17 protein-coding genes are annotated in these 18,860 nt (G+C 44.2%); 9 read left to right on the top strand and 8 right to left on the bottom strand.

All coding sequences use genetic code 11. The annotated features are described in order from the left end of the window. Nucleotides 1-2 precede the first annotated feature (2 nt). The 4 genes from B6N13_RS10470 (at nt 3) to B6N13_RS10455 (ending at nt 6,333) form a co-directional block, all read left to right on the top strand. Nucleotides 3-911, top strand: coding sequence for a LysR family transcriptional regulator (locus B6N13_RS10470; protein ID WP_012071329.1), 909 nt, complete (start codon nt 3-5; stop codon nt 909-911). Between the two features lie 129 nt (nt 912-1,040). Then, nucleotides 1,041-2,153, top strand: coding sequence for an efflux RND transporter periplasmic adaptor subunit (locus tag B6N13_RS10465; protein WP_012071330.1), 1,113 nt, complete (start codon nt 1,041-1,043; stop codon nt 2,151-2,153). Continuing rightward, a complete protein-coding gene (locus B6N13_RS10460; RefSeq protein WP_012071331.1) occupies nt 2,153-5,242 on the top strand; it encodes an efflux RND transporter permease subunit in 3,090 nt (1,029 codons plus the stop codon). The genes B6N13_RS10465 and B6N13_RS10460 overlap by 1 nt, the downstream gene beginning before the upstream one ends. Before the next feature lie 110 nt (nt 5,243-5,352). Next, nucleotides 5,353-6,333: a LysR family transcriptional regulator gene (locus tag B6N13_RS10455; protein ID WP_169459308.1), complete on the top strand. Its 981-nt coding sequence runs from the start codon at nt 5,353-5,355 to the stop codon at nt 6,331-6,333. Nucleotides 6,334-6,351: 18 nt separating this feature from the next. Here B6N13_RS10455 and B6N13_RS10450 read toward each other — a convergent pair whose 3' ends face one another. Beyond that, nucleotides 6,352-6,579 carry a DUF1653 domain-containing protein gene (locus B6N13_RS10450; protein WP_012071333.1) on the bottom strand — a complete coding sequence of 76 codons (228 nt, stop codon included), beginning with the start codon at nt 6,577-6,579 and terminating at the stop codon, nt 6,352-6,354. Nucleotides 6,580-6,734: 155 nt separating this feature from the next. Here B6N13_RS10450 and B6N13_RS10445 point away from each other — a divergent pair, with 155 nt between their 5' ends. The 4 genes from B6N13_RS10445 (at nt 6,735) to astB (ending at nt 11,750) form a co-directional block, all read left to right on the top strand. After that, a complete protein-coding gene (locus tag B6N13_RS10445; protein ID WP_012071334.1) occupies nt 6,735-7,748 on the top strand; it encodes an arginine N-succinyltransferase in 1,014 nt (337 codons plus the stop codon). 70 nt (nt 7,749-7,818) lie between these two features. Further along, on the top strand, nt 7,819-8,871 hold the full coding sequence (gene astA, locus B6N13_RS10440) for an arginine N-succinyltransferase (protein WP_169459307.1): 1,053 nt from the start codon (nt 7,819-7,821) through the stop codon (nt 8,869-8,871). A gap of 26 nt (nt 8,872-8,897) precedes the next feature. Beyond that, entirely contained in the window at nt 8,898-10,370 is a 1,473-nt protein-coding gene (astD, locus tag B6N13_RS10435; protein ID WP_211172830.1) for a succinylglutamate-semialdehyde dehydrogenase, read from the top strand. Nucleotides 10,371-10,403: 33 nt separating this feature from the next. After that, on the top strand, nt 10,404-11,750 hold the full coding sequence (gene astB / locus B6N13_RS10430) for an N-succinylarginine dihydrolase (protein ID WP_169459306.1): 1,347 nt from the start codon (nt 10,404-10,406) through the stop codon (nt 11,748-11,750). A gap of 377 nt (nt 11,751-12,127) precedes the next feature. Here the strand turns inward: astB and B6N13_RS10425 are convergent, their stop codons facing one another. The 6 genes from B6N13_RS10425 to cbiB all read right to left on the bottom strand — a co-directional run bounded on the left by B6N13_RS10425 (nt 12,128) and on the right by cbiB (nt 16,364). After that, nucleotides 12,128-12,460, bottom strand: coding sequence for a DUF1904 family protein (locus tag B6N13_RS10425; RefSeq protein WP_012071338.1), 333 nt, complete (start codon nt 12,458-12,460; stop codon nt 12,128-12,130). A 51-nt stretch (nt 12,461-12,511) separates the two neighbouring features. Beyond that, entirely contained in the window at nt 12,512-12,919 is a 408-nt protein-coding gene (locus B6N13_RS10420; RefSeq protein ID WP_012071339.1) for a DUF2914 domain-containing protein, read from the bottom strand. A gap of 265 nt (nt 12,920-13,184) precedes the next feature. Beyond that, nucleotides 13,185-13,682 (bottom strand): xanthine phosphoribosyltransferase, encoded by a 498-nt coding sequence (gene gpt / locus B6N13_RS10415; RefSeq protein ID WP_012071340.1) that lies wholly within the window; start codon nt 13,680-13,682, stop codon nt 13,185-13,187. Between the two features lie 98 nt (nt 13,683-13,780). After that, nucleotides 13,781-14,293 carry a bifunctional adenosylcobinamide kinase/adenosylcobinamide-phosphate guanylyltransferase gene (gene cobU / locus B6N13_RS10410; RefSeq protein ID WP_012071341.1) on the bottom strand — a complete coding sequence of 171 codons (513 nt, stop codon included), beginning with the start codon at nt 14,291-14,293 and terminating at the stop codon, nt 13,781-13,783. Then, entirely contained in the window at nt 14,290-15,387 is a 1,098-nt protein-coding gene (locus tag B6N13_RS10405) for an aminotransferase class I/II-fold pyridoxal phosphate-dependent enzyme (RefSeq protein ID WP_169459305.1), read from the bottom strand. Before B6N13_RS10405 ends, cobU begins: the two co-directional genes overlap by 4 nt. Continuing rightward, nucleotides 15,372-16,364, bottom strand: coding sequence for an adenosylcobinamide-phosphate synthase CbiB (gene cbiB / locus B6N13_RS10400; protein WP_169459304.1), 993 nt, complete (start codon nt 16,362-16,364; stop codon nt 15,372-15,374). Before cbiB ends, B6N13_RS10405 begins: the two co-directional genes overlap by 16 nt. Before the next feature lie 86 nt (nt 16,365-16,450). On the opposite strand from cbiB, the gene B6N13_RS10395 reads away from it, so the two are divergent. Continuing rightward, on the top strand, nt 16,451-17,953 hold the full coding sequence (locus B6N13_RS10395; RefSeq protein ID WP_169459303.1) for a cobyric acid synthase: 1,503 nt from the start codon (nt 16,451-16,453) through the stop codon (nt 17,951-17,953). A gap of 43 nt (nt 17,954-17,996) precedes the next feature. Here B6N13_RS10395 and fghA read toward each other — a convergent pair whose 3' ends face one another. Further along, nucleotides 17,997-18,827: an S-formylglutathione hydrolase gene (gene fghA / locus B6N13_RS10390; protein ID WP_169459302.1), complete on the bottom strand. Its 831-nt coding sequence runs from the start codon at nt 18,825-18,827 to the stop codon at nt 17,997-17,999. Nucleotides 18,828-18,860 lie beyond the last annotated feature (33 nt).

Below are 18,860 nucleotides of genomic sequence, written 5' to 3'. Positions count from 1 at the left end.
TAATGAATCAATTTCAAAGTCAGGTAAGCGATGCAGATCTTCGTATCTTACGAATTTATCGAACTGTAGTGGAGTGTGGTGGATTTTCCGCGGCTGAGGTTGAGTTAAATATCAGTCGCGCCGCCATCAGTATTGCTATATCAGATTTAGAAACACGTTTAGGCTTTCGCTTATGCCAACGTGGCCGCTCCGGTTTTTCGCTAACTAATGAAGGTAGCAAAGTATACGACTTCACCCTACAGCTATTGTCATCCATCGAAGATTTCAGAACCAACATCAATGCGCTTCATCAACATTTAAAAGGTGAATTAAACATTGGCATTACCGATAATCTTGTGACCCTGCCACATACACGTATTACAAGAGCTTTAGCAGGACTAAAAGACAAAGGCCCGCAAGTTGCTATCAATATTCGGATGATTCCACCCACGGATGTAGAACGAGGTGTGTTAGATGGGCGCTTGCATGTTGGCATAGTGCCAGATTTGAAAATACTCAGCGGTTTGGATTATCACCACCTTTATGAAGAAGAGTCCAAGCTCTATTGCAGTGATACTCACCCACTCTTTACCGTCATCGACGACAAAATATCCAAAACCAAGCTCAAAGACTTTGATGCTGTGCTTCCTGCTTATGCTCAGACGCCTGAGATCAAAGCCCAACATCAACCTCTTACGGCAAGTGCCACCGCGACTGACCGAGAAGGGATCGCCTTCCTTATTTTGACAGGACGTTATATTGGTTTTCTACCAGACCATGTAGCTGAACATTGGATTCGCGACGGCCGTATGCGCGCCATTCTTCCTGATGAATGTCATTACATCACTCAGTTTTCAGCAATCACTCGAAAAGGCGCTCGAGCCAATCTTATTCTAGAAACATTTTTAGAAGAGTTAGAAAAGACTCAATAAAATATAATCTATAAGAAAGATATCCAATATATGGAATATCTTTCATATATATTTAAAAGTTTATATCCAATCTATAGAGATATAAAATACATTCATCTAAGTATTTCCTATATTTTTACGGAGTAATCAATGAATTTCCAAAAACGTATTAATACGATTATTGGTTTAACGTTGGCAGCATTACTGCTGCTAACTGGCTGCTCATCGAACGAAGATGACGTGGCTGTGGAAAAAGAAATTATACGACCAGTAAAATTAATTACTATTGAGTCAACCGATGCAGTCAATATCCGTCGTTTTCCTGCTGAGCTAAAAGCCAGCGAAGAAGCAGATATTGCATTTCGTGTTGGTGGACAGCTGATGGGACTAAATGTTGTCGCTGGACAGCGTGTAAACAAAGGCGATCTGCTGGCGGTGCTTGATCCAACAGATTTCAAACTCCAAGTTGAACTTGCACAAGCAAATCAAAGCCTTGCCGAAGCACAATTTAAACGTATTCAAGCAATATTTAAGCAAAACGCTACAACTAAATCTGAGTATGATTCAAGCAAAGCAACATTGGACCAAATGAATAATGCTCTAGAAACCGCAAAAAACCAGCTTAAATATACGAAAGTATATGCGCCATTCAAGGGGGTTGTTGCCTCTGTTCCTACAGAAAACTTCCAATATGTAAGTGCAACACAAACACTTATGCATATACAAAACATCGATGATTTAGATGTGGAATTTCAAGTCCCTGAAAGCTTAGTCGTCAGTATTAAATCTACTAATTCAGATTACAAACCAACTGTCGTTGTAGACGTTGCACCAGACGAAGTATTAACAGGCAGTTATAAAGAACACAAAACCACACCAGATCAAACAACAAAAGCTTACGACGTTACATTACGAATCCAGCGTAATGATGGCTTACAACATACGCTACTACCAGGTATGACTGCCAACGTAGATATAGATCTAAGTCGTCTATTAGGTCAGAAGAAACATTATGTCATTCCTGTTGAAGCGGTTCTTCGCCACGAAGACACCACAACCGGAGAATCAAACAGTACGGTTTGGGTATTTAATAAAGACACCAAGCAAGTAAATGCTCGTAAAGTAAAATTGGGATCCTTACAAGGGAATCAAATTGAAATCGTTTCAGGTCTTGAAGCCGGAGACCAAGTTGTTGCGGCAGGCGTACACAGCTTACATGAAGGTATGCAGGTTCGCCCTTGGACACGTGAGCGAGGCCTATAATGGATATTGCTGCTTATTTTATTAAACGCAAAGTAACTAGCTGGATGGTCACGCTGATCTTATTGGTTGGTGGTGTCATTGCATTTACAAGCCTTGGGCAATTAGAGGACCCTGAATTTACCATCAAGGACTCTCTTATCATTACCTACTATCCTGGTGCTTCACCAGAACAAGTAGAAGAAGAAGTGACTTACCCTATTGAGCGCGAACTTCAAAACTTACCTTACGTTGACAAAATCACATCGACGTCAAAAGCAGGCTACTCAAAAGTTCAACTGACGATCAAAGATACTTATCGAGCAAAAGAGCTAAAGCAAATATGGGATGAAGTACGTAAGAAAATTCGCGATATTTCCGGCTCTTTCCCTAGTGGCGTTGCAACGCCTATCGTTTTAGATGACTTTGGTGATGTATACGGTGTGATGCTGGCGATCAATGGCGAAGGCTACCCATATAAAGACCTAAAAAACTATGTTGACTATGTCAAACGTGAGCTAGTTCTTGTTGATGGCGTTGCTAAAGTCACCGTGGCTGCGGAGCAAAACGAGCAAGTTACCATTGAGATTTCTCGCTCCAAGCTAACTAATATGGGGATCGCACCTAGTCAGCTAGAAACCTTATTATCAAATCAAAATAGCGTATCCAATGCAGGTAGCGTAAAAGTGGGTAGCGAATATATTCGCATAAGCCCTACCGGTGAATTTAAAGATATTTCTGAACTTGAAAACCTCATTGTTGGAACACCAACAGACGGTAACTTAATTCGTTTGAGCGATATCGCCACAATTAAGCGCGAATATGTTGAACCAAGGACTCACATTGTCGATTTTAACGGTGCTAAATCTCTCTTACTTGGTGTTTCGTTTGCGTCGGGTGTTAACGTCGTAAAAATTGGTGAAGCATTAGAAAATCGCATTGAAGAACTACAATACCAGCAACCTATTGGTTTAAATATGGAACCGATTTACTTCCAGTCTAAAGAAGTTGAGCGCTCCGTATCAAATTTCCTACTTAACCTAGCTGAAGCCGTGGGTATCGTTATCCTAGTGCTGTTGGTATTTATGGGCATTCGTTCTGGTATCTTGATTGGTATCATTCTGCTGCTTACCATTCTTGGCACCTTCATTGTGATGGATTACTTCCATATCAACCTACAGCGAATTTCCTTAGGTGGTTTGATCATAGCGCTCGGGATGCTGGTAGATAATGCCATCGTGGTGACCGAAGGTGTGCTCATTGGCATGCAAAGAGGCATGACCAAATTACAAGCCGCCAGCGCAGTTGTAAAACAAACCAAATGGCCACTTCTAGGCGCTACCGTCATTGCGGTTACAGCTTTCGCACCGATTGGTTTATCTCCAGATGCGGTCGGTGAATTCGTTGGCTCACTTTTCTATGTATTGTTGATTTCTCTGCTATTAAGCTGGATCACAGCCATTACATTGACGCCTTTTTTCTGTGATTTATTCTTTAAAGAAACGATCGAAAAAGCCAACAATGAAGATGGTTCAACAAAAGAGCTAGAAGATCCTTATAAAGGTTTTATCTTTACCGGCTACAAATGGTTATTAGATAAAGCCATGCATTACCGTTGGATAACGGTGATTCTGTTGGTCGGTAGTTTGTTTACTGCAGGTTGGGCATTCCAATTTGTAAAACAATCTTTCTTCCCACCTTCGACAACTCCCATGTTCTATATGGACATTCAGATGCCTGAAGGAACCCATATTGATAGCACTTACGCTACGGTAAAGCAGATTGAAAGTGATCTTTTAAAAGACGATCGTATTAACTACGTGACATCTACAACAGGTCAAGGCGCTTTGCGCTTCATGCTTACTTACAATGCGACGCAAGCTAACTCTAGTTACGCTCAGTTCATCATTCGAACTAAGAGCACAGACGTTATTCCAGACTTACTCAAAGATCTGTATTACAAAATGCAAGAAGAGTATCCAGAGCTAGAGGTAAAACTAGAACGTTTACAATTAGGGCCAGCAAGTGGTGCTAAGCTTGAAGCTCGTATTAGCGGTCCAGATCCAAAGTACTTACGTCAAGTGAGCGCACAAATTCAAGACATTTACCGCAAAGACGGTGGCCTTGAAAATATTAAAGACAACTGGCGCCAGCCTGTTAAAGTGCTTCGCCCTCTCTTTAATGATGCGCAGGCTCGACGTCTAGGTATCAGCAAAAAAGAGCTAGACGAAGTGCTGTTAACCAACTTCACAGGGTCGCAAATTGGCTTATATCGTGAAGGCACAGACCTGTTACCAATTGTAAGAACTGCACCAGAAAATGAACGAGTTTCTATTGACCAAATTCGTGACTTGCAGATCTATAGCCCAGCAACAGGATCTTATGTGACCCTTTCTGCACTAGTATCTGGTTTTGAAACCGTGTGGGAAGACCCAATCATTGAACGTAGAGATCGTAAACGTACTATCACTGTGATGGCTGACCCTAAGATTTTGGGTGATGAAACTGCAATGGCGATCTTCTCTCGTACTCGTGGCGCAATCGAAGCGATTCATTTACCGCCAGGTTACGTATTAGATTGGGGTGGTGAATACGAAAGCAGTACCGATGCTCAAGCTAATATATTCAAGGCTTTGCCTATGGGTTACCTGTTTATGTTTATCATTACCATCTTACTGTTTAACTCAATTCGCGTACCGTTAACAATTTGGTTCTGCGTACCATTAGCACTGATCGGGGTTTCAACTGGATTGTTGGTAATGAACTCTGCATTCAGCTTTATGGCGCTACTCGGCTTCCTAAGCTTATCAGGTATGACGGTGAAAAATGGTATCGTATTGGCAGATCAAATAAACTATGAACTAGAGCAAGGCACAGAGAAATATGAAGCCATTTTCATCTCCGCTGTAAGTCGTGTTCGCCCAGTTTGTATGGCTGCTATCACCACCATCCTTGGTATGGTGCCATTATTGTACGACGCTTTCTTTGAGGGCATGGCTGTGGTTATTTCCTTCGGCTTAGGTTTCGCAACAATACTGACATTGATCGCTGTACCTGTGTTTTACACAATATTATTCCGAGTCAAATATCGTCATCACGAAGACTTTGAATAAGTCTACTGAACAGTACCTTTAAATAATAACTAACCATTGTATTTAGGGGTGGAGCTTTATCGAATAGATAAGGCTCCTGTTTTTAAACTATCTAACGTATTGAGAAGATCATGCATTTAGACGACATCTTAAAACTCGATATTAAGCTACTCGTCGCTTTCGTGACTATCATGGAAGAAGGCAGCGTATCTCGTGCTGCTGAACGACTTGGCGTAACGCAACCCGCACTCAGCAAGAGTTTACAGCGGCTAAGAGAGTTATTTAAAGACTCTCTTTTCACTCGCCAAGCTTATGGTCTCAGCCCTACAGCGCGAGCCTCTGAATTACACGACCTCATTCAGCCTATTTTAAACTCTCTTTCTGAATTAATGAGCCCTAACTCTCTAGACTTAAAGAATCTAAATCGACGCATTAAGCTACGTGTTGGAGAAGGAGACTTAGAAAACTTTATCGAGCCACTACTGGCCTCATTACAATATCAAGCACCTGGTATGCGATTGGCCATAAGTTCATGGGGAGATTACAGCCTAGATGAGCTAGTTTCTGGCAATGTTGATCTTGGTATTATGCGCATTAATGATACGCCCAATAATGTTCGCAGTAAGTTAATCGGCTATATGGAAGCCTGCTTTATCTTGAGTGAAGCTCACCCGCTTTATCACAAAGATGAATTAACCGTGGCAGAGCTACTGTCTCATAAAGTGGTTACCCATCATTTGCATAACAATCGAGATAGTACCTTTTTTAAAACGGAACAAAAGCTCAAACAGCAAGGGTACTTTATTCAGCCAGATTTAGAGACTGATAGCCTGATGGTGGCGATGCAAGCTGTTAAAAGAGGCATGGCATTGGTTGCTTCCCGTTCAATTGGGGACTTATTTTTACAATTAATGTGCGAAAAAGCCCACTTCTATCCAGTAAAACTATTGCCTATTCCAAAAGAAGTATTGGAACTCGATGAGTATAGTGGTCGACACCCTATCCATATTTTTTGGCATGAACGTTTTAATAATGATCTAGCTCATCGTTGGCTGAGAGAGCAAATCATTTATTTTATGCGTGAATCTCCTTGGATGCACTTACCCGACTAACACGATAACGGCTAATTATTAGCCGTTAATATCATCACGCTCAGCCTTAACCCAATCAAATCGTGGAATGCTCTCACCATTAATTTCAACAGATTCTTGAAACATACTTAGCGGCCTTGCCCACCAGCCAAACTCGCCATATAAGGCTTGGTAAATCACCAGTTCTTCTTCTGTTTCGCTGTGTTTTGCCACTCGCTCAACCCAGTACAGCGCCCCTTTGTAATGCTGATAAACGCCCGCTTTCATACTTCAAAACCTCTATACTTTTTAAAAATCGACCACTATTAGCCAAAATTTAGAAAAACGTGTCGCTAATGCGAAAGTTAGTCTCTTACACGCCTTACTTATCTCAGCAATAATACTTAACTATTATCGCCCTAAATTGTTTTCAGGAATTCTCTATGTATCTAGTACGACCAGTTGATTTTTCCGATCTTCCCGCGCTGGAACGTCTTGCCCAACAAGCAGGAATTGGTATCACAAATTTTCCGGCCAACAGAGAACGCCTCAATGACAAAATCGCGACATCTCGTCGCTCTTTGCAAACTGACGTCGTGCAACCAGGCGACGAATCCTACTTGTTTGTCTTAGTAGATACCAGCAATGATGAAATTGTTGGCTGTTGCGGCATTGATGCTATGGTTGGAGTCGATACACCATTTTACAGCTATCGCATTGATGAAGTAGTTCATGCATCACCACAGTTGCAAATTCACAATCGCATTCCAGCTCTTTTCTTGTGCCATGACTACAGCGGCACCAGCCGACTGATTGCCTTAGTGGTCGACAAAGCGCACCAGAATCCCCTTGCTATGTCTTTGTTATCCAGAGCACGCCTACTCTTTATTGCTCGTTATCCTGAGCGTTTTACTAAGCGTTTATTTGCAGAATTGCGCGGCGAAAGTGACAAACACGGCTACTCCGCTTTTTGGGACGCTTTAGGAAAACACTTTTTTACCATGGACTTCAAGAAAGCCGACTATCTTTCAGGTGTTAGTAATAAAAATTTCATCGCGGAATTAATGCCACGTTACCCGATTTATGTTCCAACATTACCAGAAGCCGCACAAGAAGCCATTGGCGTAGTGCATGAGAACTCAGGTCAGAGTGCGGACATTTTATTAGATGAAGGTTTTGAGTTCCGTGGCTATGTAGACATATTTGATGCTGGCCCAAGTATCGAAGCAAGAACAGAAAGCCTGCACACCATTACCAACCAGAAAATAGACAAAGCATTAACGCTAACAGAAACATCAAAAGGCGCGATGCACCTTATCTCTGCAGGCCATTTAGAGAGTTTTAGAGTGACTGCCGCACCTGCTGAGCCGCAAGTAGCAGGGTTAGCATTAGAGAAATCAACTCAAGAAAGGCTAGGTATTTCATCCGGAAAGCGCATCCAGTGGGTTGCTCTATAAACAATAATAACGATCTGCATGATCTTAATAACCGTCAAAAGCAGCTTAATTAAATACGAGGAACTCCATCATGATGGTCATACGCCCTATTTGTCAGAATGACCTAAAGTCACTTTACCGACTTGCAGAAAAAACCGGCATTGGTTTTACCTCCTTGGTATCTGATGAAGCCATTCTACAAAAGAAAATTGATGGCGCAGTGCGCTCTTTTAACAAAGAAAACGTCACCAAGCCCCACAATGAAGATTATTTGATGGTGCTTGAAGACACCACAACAGGTGACATTGTTGGTACCTGTGGAATATTAGCTACGGTTGGTTTAGATGAACCCTTCTACAGCTATCACTTGGGAACCATCACTCACGCATCACGTGAACTTGGCGTACATAACGCCATTCCAACACTGATACTCAATAATGACTTCACCGGATTTAGTGAGATCTGCACACTGTTTTTAGAAGAAGATTACCGCCATTCAAAAAACGGCCAACTGCTTTCTAAAGCACGCTTCATGTTCATGGCACAGTTTCCCGAACGCTTTACAGAAAAAGTCTTCGCGGAAATGCGTGGCGTAAGTGATGAAAACGGCATTTCGCCTCTATGGGAGAGCCTTGGTCGACACTTCTTCTCCATTGACTTTAAAGAGGCTGACGAACTTACCTCTCAAGGTAACAAACAGTTTATTGCTGAACTTATGCCAAACAACCCAGTTTACGTGAACTTGCTGCCACAAGAAGCTCGCGACGTCTTGGGACAAGTGCACAAAAATACGGTGCCAGCTCGTCGCCTCTTAGAACAAGAAGGCTTTCGTTACGAAAACTACGTCGATATTTTTGATGGTGGCCCAAGTTTAGAGGCTCGTGTGCAAGACATACGAGCAGTCCGTGACAGCCGACTTTGCCTTGCAAATATAGGCCAACCTAAAGGCGCAAAAGAAGGCGTCAGTGAAGGTAATTACTACCTAGTATCCAACGCCAAAGTAGCTGATTTCAGGTGTATCTTAATCCAGCGCACCATTCCACCAGGTAGTGCAATGACCTTAACCCAAGAAGAAGCAGACAACCTCTGCATTACAAACAAAGAACCCGTTCGAATCGTCGAATTATCCCCATATTCAAGATAAATGCGCACGAATTAACAGGAGCTATCATGAAACAAGCACATTATATTAATGGTCAATGGTTAGCAGGCGAAGGCCAGTTACTCCGCTCTATCGACCCTGCTGATGCAAGTTTAGTATGGCAAGCCAACGCTGCCACTTCAGACCAAGTAGGTTTAGCCATCCAAGCAGCCCGCTCTGCGTTTCCTGCTTGGGCGAATCGCCCTTTGGAAGAACGATTAACGGTTATTGAAGCCTTCGCAGAATTGATAAAAGAACACAGCGAAGATATCGCGACCATCATCAGCCGCGAAACAGGCAAGCCCATTTGGGAAACACGTACCGAAGCTGCAGCTATGGTCGGCAAAGTTGCCATTTCCAAACAGGCGTACCATGAAAGAACCGGTGAAAAAACCACCCCAATGCCTGGCGCTACCGCTCGACTACGTCATCGTCCACATGGCGTGGTTGCTGTATTCGGGCCATACAACTTTCCAGGACACTTGCCTAATGGACACATTGTGCCAGCCTTGATTGCTGGCAATACTGTGGTGTTCAAACCCAGTGAGCAAGCGCCAGCCACTTCAGATTTAATCATTCAATTATGGGAAAAAGCCGGCCTACCAGCAGGCGTAGTTAACTTGATTCAAGGCGAGCGCGACACTGGCGTTGCTTTGGCCAATCACCAGGGCATCGACGGATTATTCTTCACCGGCAGTCCACAAGTAGGTCACATTTTGCATAAAGACTTTGCTGGTCATCCTGGCAAGATTTTGGCCTTAGAAATGGGCGGCAACAACCCATTATTGGTTTCGGAGAAAATAGCGGATCAACGTGCTGCCGTACATGAAATCATCCAGTCAGCCTTTATATCAGCGGGACAACGCTGTACTTGTGCCCGTCGTTTATTATTACCAAAAGGCGCTCTAGGCGATGCCATTTTACAATCCCTAGTCACAGCAACCAAAGCCCTGAAAATCGACCGTTATGATGCTGAAGAACAGCCCTTCATGGGACCAATCGTTTCAGCTCAAGCGGCGGATGGATTACTACAAGCCTACCAAAAGCTGATCGACTTAGGCACCAGTCCAATTGTAGAAATGACCCGTGGGGATAGCCAAACTGGCTTTGTCACACCAGGTATTATTGATGCTACAGACATATTGGACGAGCTTCCCGATCAAGAATACTTCGGCCCTTTGCTGACGGTGATTCGTTATGACTCTTTAGAACAGGCTATGACCATTGCGAACAATACCAAATTCGGCCTATCGGCAGGGATTCTGTCCGATGATGTTGACGAATACGAGTGGTTCTTACAGCACAGCCGTGCTGGCATTATTAACTGGAACCGTCAAACAACCGGAGCCTCCAGTAACGCGCCATTTGGCGGCACAGGAGCCAGTGGCAATCATAGAGCCAGTGCCTACTATGCGGCCGATTACTGCGCTTATCCAGTGGCCAGTATCGAGGCAGACAGCTTAACCATGCCTGAAAAACTCGGTCATGGCATTACCCTTTAACGACACAGAATACTCAACTTACAAGAGGTCATTATGAACACTGCGACAGAAGCCAATTTTGACGGCTTAGTGGGCCCAACCCACAATTACAGCGGCCTATCTTTTGGTAACGTCGCGTCTTTGAGTAACTCCTCGCGTCCATCAAACCCAAAGGCGGCGGCGAAACAGGGCTTGGTTAAAATGAAAGCCTTGGCTGATATGGGATTCCTCCAAGGGGTTCTTGCACCACACGAACGCCCTCACATCCCAACGCTACGCCGCTTAGGATTTTCTGGCAGTGATGCCAATATCTTAGCTCAAGCAGCTAAACAAGCGCCCAAACTGCTGGCTGCAGTCAGCTCAGCCTCTTGCATGTGGACAGCCAATGCCGCAACCGTTTCACCCAGTGGCGACACCAGTGATAAACGTGTGCATTTCACACCAGCCAACTTGGTAAATAAATTCCATCGTTCCATCGAACATGAAACCACTGGCGCGATTTTACAAGCGACCTTTAAAGACGAAAAACATTTTGCCCACCACCCTGCTTTGCCTAGTGTCGATCACTTTGGCGATGAAGGGGCAGCAAACCACACACGTTTTTGCCATGGTTATGGCGAACAAGGCATCGAGTTCTTTGTGTATGGAATGGAAGCCTTCAACAACAGCGCGCCACATCCTGCTAAATTTCCAGCTCGTCACACTTTAGAAGCCTCTCAAGCGGTTGCCCGTCGACATGGCTTATCCCCAGAACAAGTAGTTTACACACAACAAAATCCAGACGTCATCGACGCAGGTGTTTTCCACAATGATGTCATTGCCGTTGGTAACCGCAATGCGCACTTCTACCACCAAGAAGCCTTCTTGGACACCGCCAAGATGAAGCAAGACTTGCTCACCGCGTGGGGAGACAGAGCATCTAAGTTACACCTAATTGAAGTACCCAGCAGCGAGGTATCAGTTCAAGATTGCATCCAGTCTTACCTGTTTAACAGCCAATTATTAAGCCGTGACGATGATGACATGGTGCTCGTTGTACCGGGTGAGTGTGAAAATAACCCAGCGGTTTGGGCGTATTTGAACAGCCTAGTGGCAGGTCAATCACCGATCAATGATATAAAAGTCTTCGATCTTAAACAAAGCATGAGCAACGGCGGCGGCCCAGCCTGTCTTCGACTTCGCGTCGCCCTAACCCAAGCGGAGCAACAAGCCATCAATCCATCAACTTTAATGAATGACAGCCTATTTGAACGCTTAAACACTTGGGTAGATAAATATTACCGAGATGAACTGCACGAAAAAGACCTAGCAGACCCTCAACTACTAATCGAAAGCCGCAACGCATTAGATGAATTAACTCAGATAATGAACTTGGGAAGTGTCTACGAATTTCAGCGGTAGGATTATCAACACTTCATAAAAAGAGAGAAGAAGACCTTCCATATTCCATTTACGGACGATTAACTACGATGAAGTCAGTTCGACGCAATCCCGATTGCGCGACCCTATGGAGTTTCAAAGTTATTGTTTGACGATCCATATCTCACTAAATAAACAATCTATGCCTTACGATATAACGAGCGTAGGTGGAACCATGCACTAACGAAAGAAAGGAGGCATTAAAAATCTTAAAGAAACCTTTTGGTTACTTTTGTACTTTTCTGGACTAAACGGAGGACAAAAGTAACCCGCTCAGCAGAGCGGAAAAAAGGTTGAGAATACAAAGCGTTTGAAAGGAAAGGTGGTACCTCCCCTTGAAGACAAGGAGAGGTTATCTCTTAAAAGTGCTCGCCATTCTCGTAATAATCTTTGCCCTGTAGATCATGAAACAAAACGGTAATGTCTTGGCCACTATCTACCAATGGTCTAACCAACTCTTCAATGATTAACGCTACTTTGCGTTTTACTTCATCGCCTCGGTCAAACCACAAAACATCAAAAAACGGATAAGCAGGAGAAGCACCGCCGACAGCAAGGTAGGTTGTTGCTTGGTACTCAAGTGTAAAGTGTGAATTAGGCGTATCGGTAATTTCAGCTAAGTTTTCTATCAAGATGTCTGCGATAGACTCTAATTCGTCAAAAGCTAGTCCACGAACACGTAAATGAGGCATATTAATCCTTAGTCGATGTAAACAATTTAGCAGTAAATAATGCCTGATTTACTAACCTTCATCTACATAATCAAATGAACGACTTTCAATCACTTGCCCATCCTGAACAACATCAACACTCCATTTACCATCAAAACCGGGCATTAGTCGTTTACTTGACCACACACGCCAACGGTCACCACCTATATCAAAACCTACGTCCGCTTGATCTTCGCCGTCTAGCTTCCAACGATGAATCACTTGGCTGCCTGACATATCACGTAAATCAGTAAAGAAATACACCCTTTGTATTTCGCCATATTCTACTTTCACAGTAGGCCCAATATCATCAATCGGCTCTCGATCAACAACATCTGTTGAAAATTGAGCACGAGCTACTGTACCTTCAGCCCAAGCAGGTAAAATCATCGCAAACGATAAAATACCAGCGAAAGCAACTTTAGTTAATGTTTGCCACATATTAAAATCCTATTGTACTCTCATAAAATGTTTGCGTGAAAAATGCGTTTTATAGCCATTTATTCGCTGCCATTTACTTTTATTGAACTCTTATTTAAAGACGAATATAACCATAAAGCTAGCTGAAAACTGTGTAAAAGAAACGAGAGTTTTGTGTAATTTTGCAAGCTCTCTCGCTTCTTTTGTGTCAAACAACAACTAATTTTCTATTGAGGCTTTTTTAGACTTTATTTTTGGGGAATTGGTGTGCTACTGAAGTGAATACTTACTTTGCTTGACGATCCGCCAAAGGCGTCGAAAAGGTATATTCCATATCCCATGGAAAACGTATCCACGTATCTTGGCTTACTTCGGTAATAAAAGTATCAACCAATGGCTTACCAGCAGGTTTTGCGTAAATGGTAGCAAAATGCGCTTTAGGCAACATTTCACGTACTTTTGCCGCAGTACGCCCTGTATCAACTAGATCATCAATCAAAATGAAGCCTTCACCGTCGCCTTCTACGCCTTTCAAAACATTCAGTTCACCTTGCTTCATTACTCCATCGCCTTTCTCGCCGGCACCGTAACTAACAATACAAATCGTATCAATCAGGCGAATATCCATTTCACGACATAAAATAGCCGCTGGTACTAAACCGCCACGAGTAATCGCAATAATTCCCTTCCAAGGACCTTGCTCAAGCAAACGCCAAGACAAAGCACGAGCATTCCTATGTAACTCTTCCCAAGATACCGGAAAATCTTTTGAATAAGGGGTCATCAAAGCTCCTACGCCTTTCGCTATTGGTTTTGATTTCTCAATTATGTGCCACTAAGGGAATAACATAATACAAGAAAAGATTGAGTGGAAATAAAAGATTAGGATTTTAGCGGTAATGGTAGTCCCGCCGCAACAAAAGTTACCCGATCGGTCAATTTAGCTAGCGCCTGATTCATTAGGCCTGTCTCATCACCAAAACGCCTAGCCAGTGCGTTCATCGGCATAATACCTAGACCCACTTCACTAGACACTAAAACTAAATCCCCTTCGAATTCTTCAACCGCTTTTAGTAGTGCTTGTTTTTCATCTTTCAAACGAATTTCATCTTCTAGGCACAATAAGTTCGTCATCCATAAGGTAAAACACTCAACAATGACTGCTTGATCAGGTGAATTAAGAGAATTTAAGACACTTGCCAATGCTAATGGCTCTTCTATCAATTGCCATTCACTCGGTCGGTTGTCTTTATGTAAGCGAACCCGATCCTCCATATCCTTGTCCCACACTTGGGACGTCGCCACATAACAGACTGGTTTTCCGCAAGTCGCTATTTGTTCTTGAGCGAAAGCACTTTTACCACTACGAACGCCACCTAAAACGAGATGCTTCATGCTAGCTCTCGGCCTCCCGCTGTTTTTAATAAACGAATCAATGCGCTATTTAACGCATCCATTTCATGCAAAGCTGGTAATGCCACACGAATCCAACCTTCGCCTAAGCGAGTATGAACACCAACTTGATGCAACATCTCAAATACTTGCGCCGTATAGTCATCACTTTCGAGAGTCCAGGTCACAAACAACGGATTCAACACATACTCTTGAGAATCAAAGATAGTATTAAATTTAGGCACAACACGTTCAACAAACGCTGCTTGCCGTACAGCTAAATTCTGTTGAGCATGAGACTGCCAAGCGGTATCAGCAAAGGCTAATTGCACCAAATGCAAACTCGGCGTTGCTACCGGCCAAGGACCAAGCAAGTTCTTAATGGCCGCTTGCCATTTATTGGCACAAAAAACGAATCCGACACGAGCCCCAGCCAAACCGAAGAATTTCCCAACCGAGCGCATCAGAAAAAGCGCGTCACTCAGATCTTCCGCCGTTTGATGATTTAACAAACTTAATTCAGGATGGGCATCAATAAAGGCTTCATCCACGACAAGGTAGGCTTTCTGCTGTTCCGCGTAAGCAATCAATTGAGTCAAAACCTCAGCTGAAGCGACCTCCCCCGTTGGGTTGTTCGGCTGAATCACCACAGCAACCGCCCATTTTTGCGCTAATAACTCTTCTAAGGAATCGTAATAAGCAATCTCAAAGCCCCACTTTTTCCATGCAAAAGCATGTTCTTGATAACCAATGCGAGGGACAAAAACGATTTGCGATACAGTAAGCAGAGCCGAAGACTGGCTCGCCAGCAACATAGGAGGCAAGGATTCGATAATATGCTGAGAACCCGCACCAATCGCACGAGGACGACGAGCAAAGTAGCGCTCTGCTTCGTCTAATAAATCCGCTTGATCGGGCAAATCCATCCACAAAGCCGGCGATATATCTGGAATCGGCCAAGGCTCACGATTACAGGCAGAGGATAAATCCAACCAATTCAACGCATCATCACCTACCTTTCGCTGCCAATATGCCAAATCGCCGCCATGCTTTGGCGGCGTGCAGCTTAATTTAGAAGATTTTAGACCAACAGACATACAACCAATCCCCACAAAATCACGCTTTTATCCACCAGCCAAATCGCCTCTTTCAAATGATGAGGTTTTGGAAGTTCACCTTCCCCAAGAATTGGTCTGGTTTCTATTTTGCCAAAATACGGCGCTTCGCCGCCTAGTTGAATTCCTAACGCCCCCGCACCAGCGGCCATAACTGGGCCAGCATTAGGACTTTTCCAGCGCGCAGAAGGTCGACGAGCACTGCGAATCGCGGCACGCCAATGTCCACAAGCGCCATAAGTGTAAATAACCAAACGAGCCGGAATATAATTCAACACATCATCAAAACGTGCGGCAAACCAGCCGAAGTGCAATAAAGATTCTGTTTTGTAGCCCCACATGGCATCCAGCGTATTTGCCAAACGATACAAAAGCACACCCGGCGCCCCGAATATCAAAAACCAAAAAATAGGCGCAAAAATCGCATCACTGCCATTTTCTAATACTGACTCAATACCTGCTTTCGCCACGGCAGACTCATCCAAGTTTTGCGTATCGCGACTGACAATATAGCTCACGGCACGGCGTGCTTCATCGAGCTTATCGTCTGATAATGGCGATGCAGATAACGGCTGATATATGGCCAACGCATGCTCCCGCAAGCTTTGCCAACCAATGGCAAAATACAACACCAAAACGGACAACAAAATATCCAGCCAATCAGGGAGCAACCACAGCAGAGCCAATAAAACCATCAACCAAGGCAAAACCGCCACCAGCCATGCCAACACGCCCACCATACGTTGACGAGAAGCAGAAGCATCTAGTGGCAATTGAATATACTGACGACAAAGATCCACCCAACGGCCAAACCAAATAAGTGGATGCCAGCTTTTGGGCTCTCCCAACAAACGATCCAACACCAAAGCGGCAACTAAAATCAAACTGGTGACAGAAGAAAAGGCTAAGAAATGATCGCAAAAAGCATGAATAGCAGAGTCTAGATTAGAAAGGATCATAAATATAAGTCGTTTTTTCACTTAACAAGGTGAATAGGTCAGGTAGAATTCTATCACCTTATTGATTCAAAGCGTGATGATACTGAATGCCAGCCTTTAGTTTAATGATCCAAGGAACCACCTCGGACGCAGGAAAAAGCACCCTAGTCACGGCATTATGTCGTTTATTTTATCGCCGAGGTATTTCCGTTGCGCCCTTCAAACCGCAAAACATGGCATTAAACAGCGCAGTCACCAAAGACGGCAATGAAATTGGGCGAGCACAAGCGGTACAGGCCTATGCAGCCGGGCTAGAACCACAAGTAGACATGAACCCTATTCTACTCAAACCCAATACAGACACCGGGGCACAAGTCATTATTCAAGGCAAAGCCGTGGGTAACATGAACGCCGTGGGGTATCACGAATACAAAAGCATCGCCAAAGTCGCTGCATTGGATTCATATCAGCGTCTTGCCAATCAATACCAAGCTGTCTTAATTGAAGGCGCTGGCAGCCCTGCCGAAATAAACTTACGCGCTCGTGATATCGCCAATATGGGCTTTGCTGAAAGCATTGATTGCCCTGTTATCATCATTGCCGACATAGACAAAGGTGGCGTGTTCGCTCACCTCGTTGGAACGCTGGATTTACTTAGCCCAAGTGAGCAAGATCGAGTCATTGGCTTTGTGATAAACCGCTTTCGTGGCGATATTAGCTTATTACAGTCTGGCCTTGACTGGCTTGAAGAACGCACAGGCAAACCTGTCTTAGGGGTGCTGCCCTTCTTAAAAGGTTTCCATTTAGAATCCGAAGACGCCGTTGCCAAAAGCCCCATTAAAGCAGACAGCAAGGCCAAACTAAACATAGTCATACCGATCATGCCGCGCACTAGCAACCACACAGACTGGGACGCCCTGCGCCTTCATCCAGAAGTTCAAGTCATCCTAGTAGGCGCCAACGAAACCATTCCACCTGCTGACTTGGTTATTTTACCTGGCAGCAAAAGCGTACAAAGCGACCTAGCCTATTTACGTCAAGAAGGCTGGGAAGACTACCTCAACAAACACTTACGATATGGCGGCAAAGTCATCGGGATTTGCGGCGGGTATCAAATGCTCGGCGAACAACTGCTGGATCCACTAGGACTAGAAAACCAACACGCTAACACGCGATCTACAGGTTTTGGCTTTATTCCCATGGAAACCGTCCTAAAAGAAGAGAAACAGCTTAAACAACGCCAAGGGCAACTCGCTTTCGCAGCCAATGCTCAAGTGACAGGCTATGAAATTCATTCAGGGGTTTCACGCTTTACCGATGAAACACAGATTACGCATTTCGCTCTCTTAGATGACGGAAAGAACAAAGAAAACAGCGAAAGAGAAGGCTACATATCACCAGATGGTCAAATCATCGGCACCTATCTACATGGTGTCTTCGATCACCCAGACGCCCTACAAGCCCTACTCAACTGGGCCGGTGTCGACCACGCCGCAGCATTTAACTACGACCAATTTCGCGACAAAGAAATTGACCGACTTGCCGACAGTACAGAACAAAATATGAACATCGATGCACTAATTGAACAGTGTCAAAACTTCCAGCAATAAAAAAGCGAGCCGTAGCTCGCTTTTATCAGCTCAAGATCAGAGATTAACTCAAAGCTCTAGAGTGATGCTCTAGGTGATCGTCGATGAAGCTGGCGATGAAGAAGTAGCTGTGGTCGTAGCCCGGTTGACGACGTAGCGTAATCGGGTGTCCGGCTTTTTCACAGGCCGCTTCTAGGGCTTCTGGCTTTAGCTGATCTACCAAGAAGTTATCCGCTTCGCCTTGATCAATGAACAAAGGTAAGCGTTCACTTGCGTTTTCGATCAGTAAAGTCGCATCCCATTCATTCCAAGTTACTTTATCTTCCCCCAAATAACCCGTGAAAGCTTTTTCGCCCCAAGGACAATTAGTAGGATTTGCGATCGGTGCAAAGGCCGAAACAGACTGATACTTACCTGGATTCTTCAACGCACAGATCAAAGCACCATGACCACCCATTGAGTGACCAGAGATAGAACGCTTGTCGGTCACAGGGAAGTTGGCTTCCACTAAATGCGGCAGCTCTTGCACCACGTAATCGTACATGTGGTAAGTGTTCGAATAAGGCTCAACAGTTGCATTAATATAAAACCCTGCAGCGGAGCCGAAGTCGTAACTTTCATGCTCATTCGGATAATCCGTACCTCGTGGGCTGGTATCAGGACAAACAATCGCCAAACCTAACTCAGCTGCTTTGCGAAAGGCACCTGCTTTTTGCGTGAAGTTTTCGTCATTACAAGTCAAACCTGACAGCCAATACAAGACTGGCACTTTTTGCGTTTCGGCTTGTGGTGGCAAGTAAATAGCAAAGGTCATTTCGCTTTTTACGGACAAACTTTCATGCTTATAACGCTTCAACCAACCGCCGAAGCTTTTCGTGCTAGATAGTAGTTCCATACTCTTCTCCTAGACGTTAGCCATTTAGCTGAT

The organism is Marinomonas sp. UCMA 3892 (genome assembly GCF_012726345.1).
GTDB lineage: Bacteria > Pseudomonadota > Gammaproteobacteria > Pseudomonadales > Marinomonadaceae > Marinomonas.
Note: the sequence above shows the minus strand (reverse complement) of the source record. Positions and strands in the feature narration are given on the sequence as shown.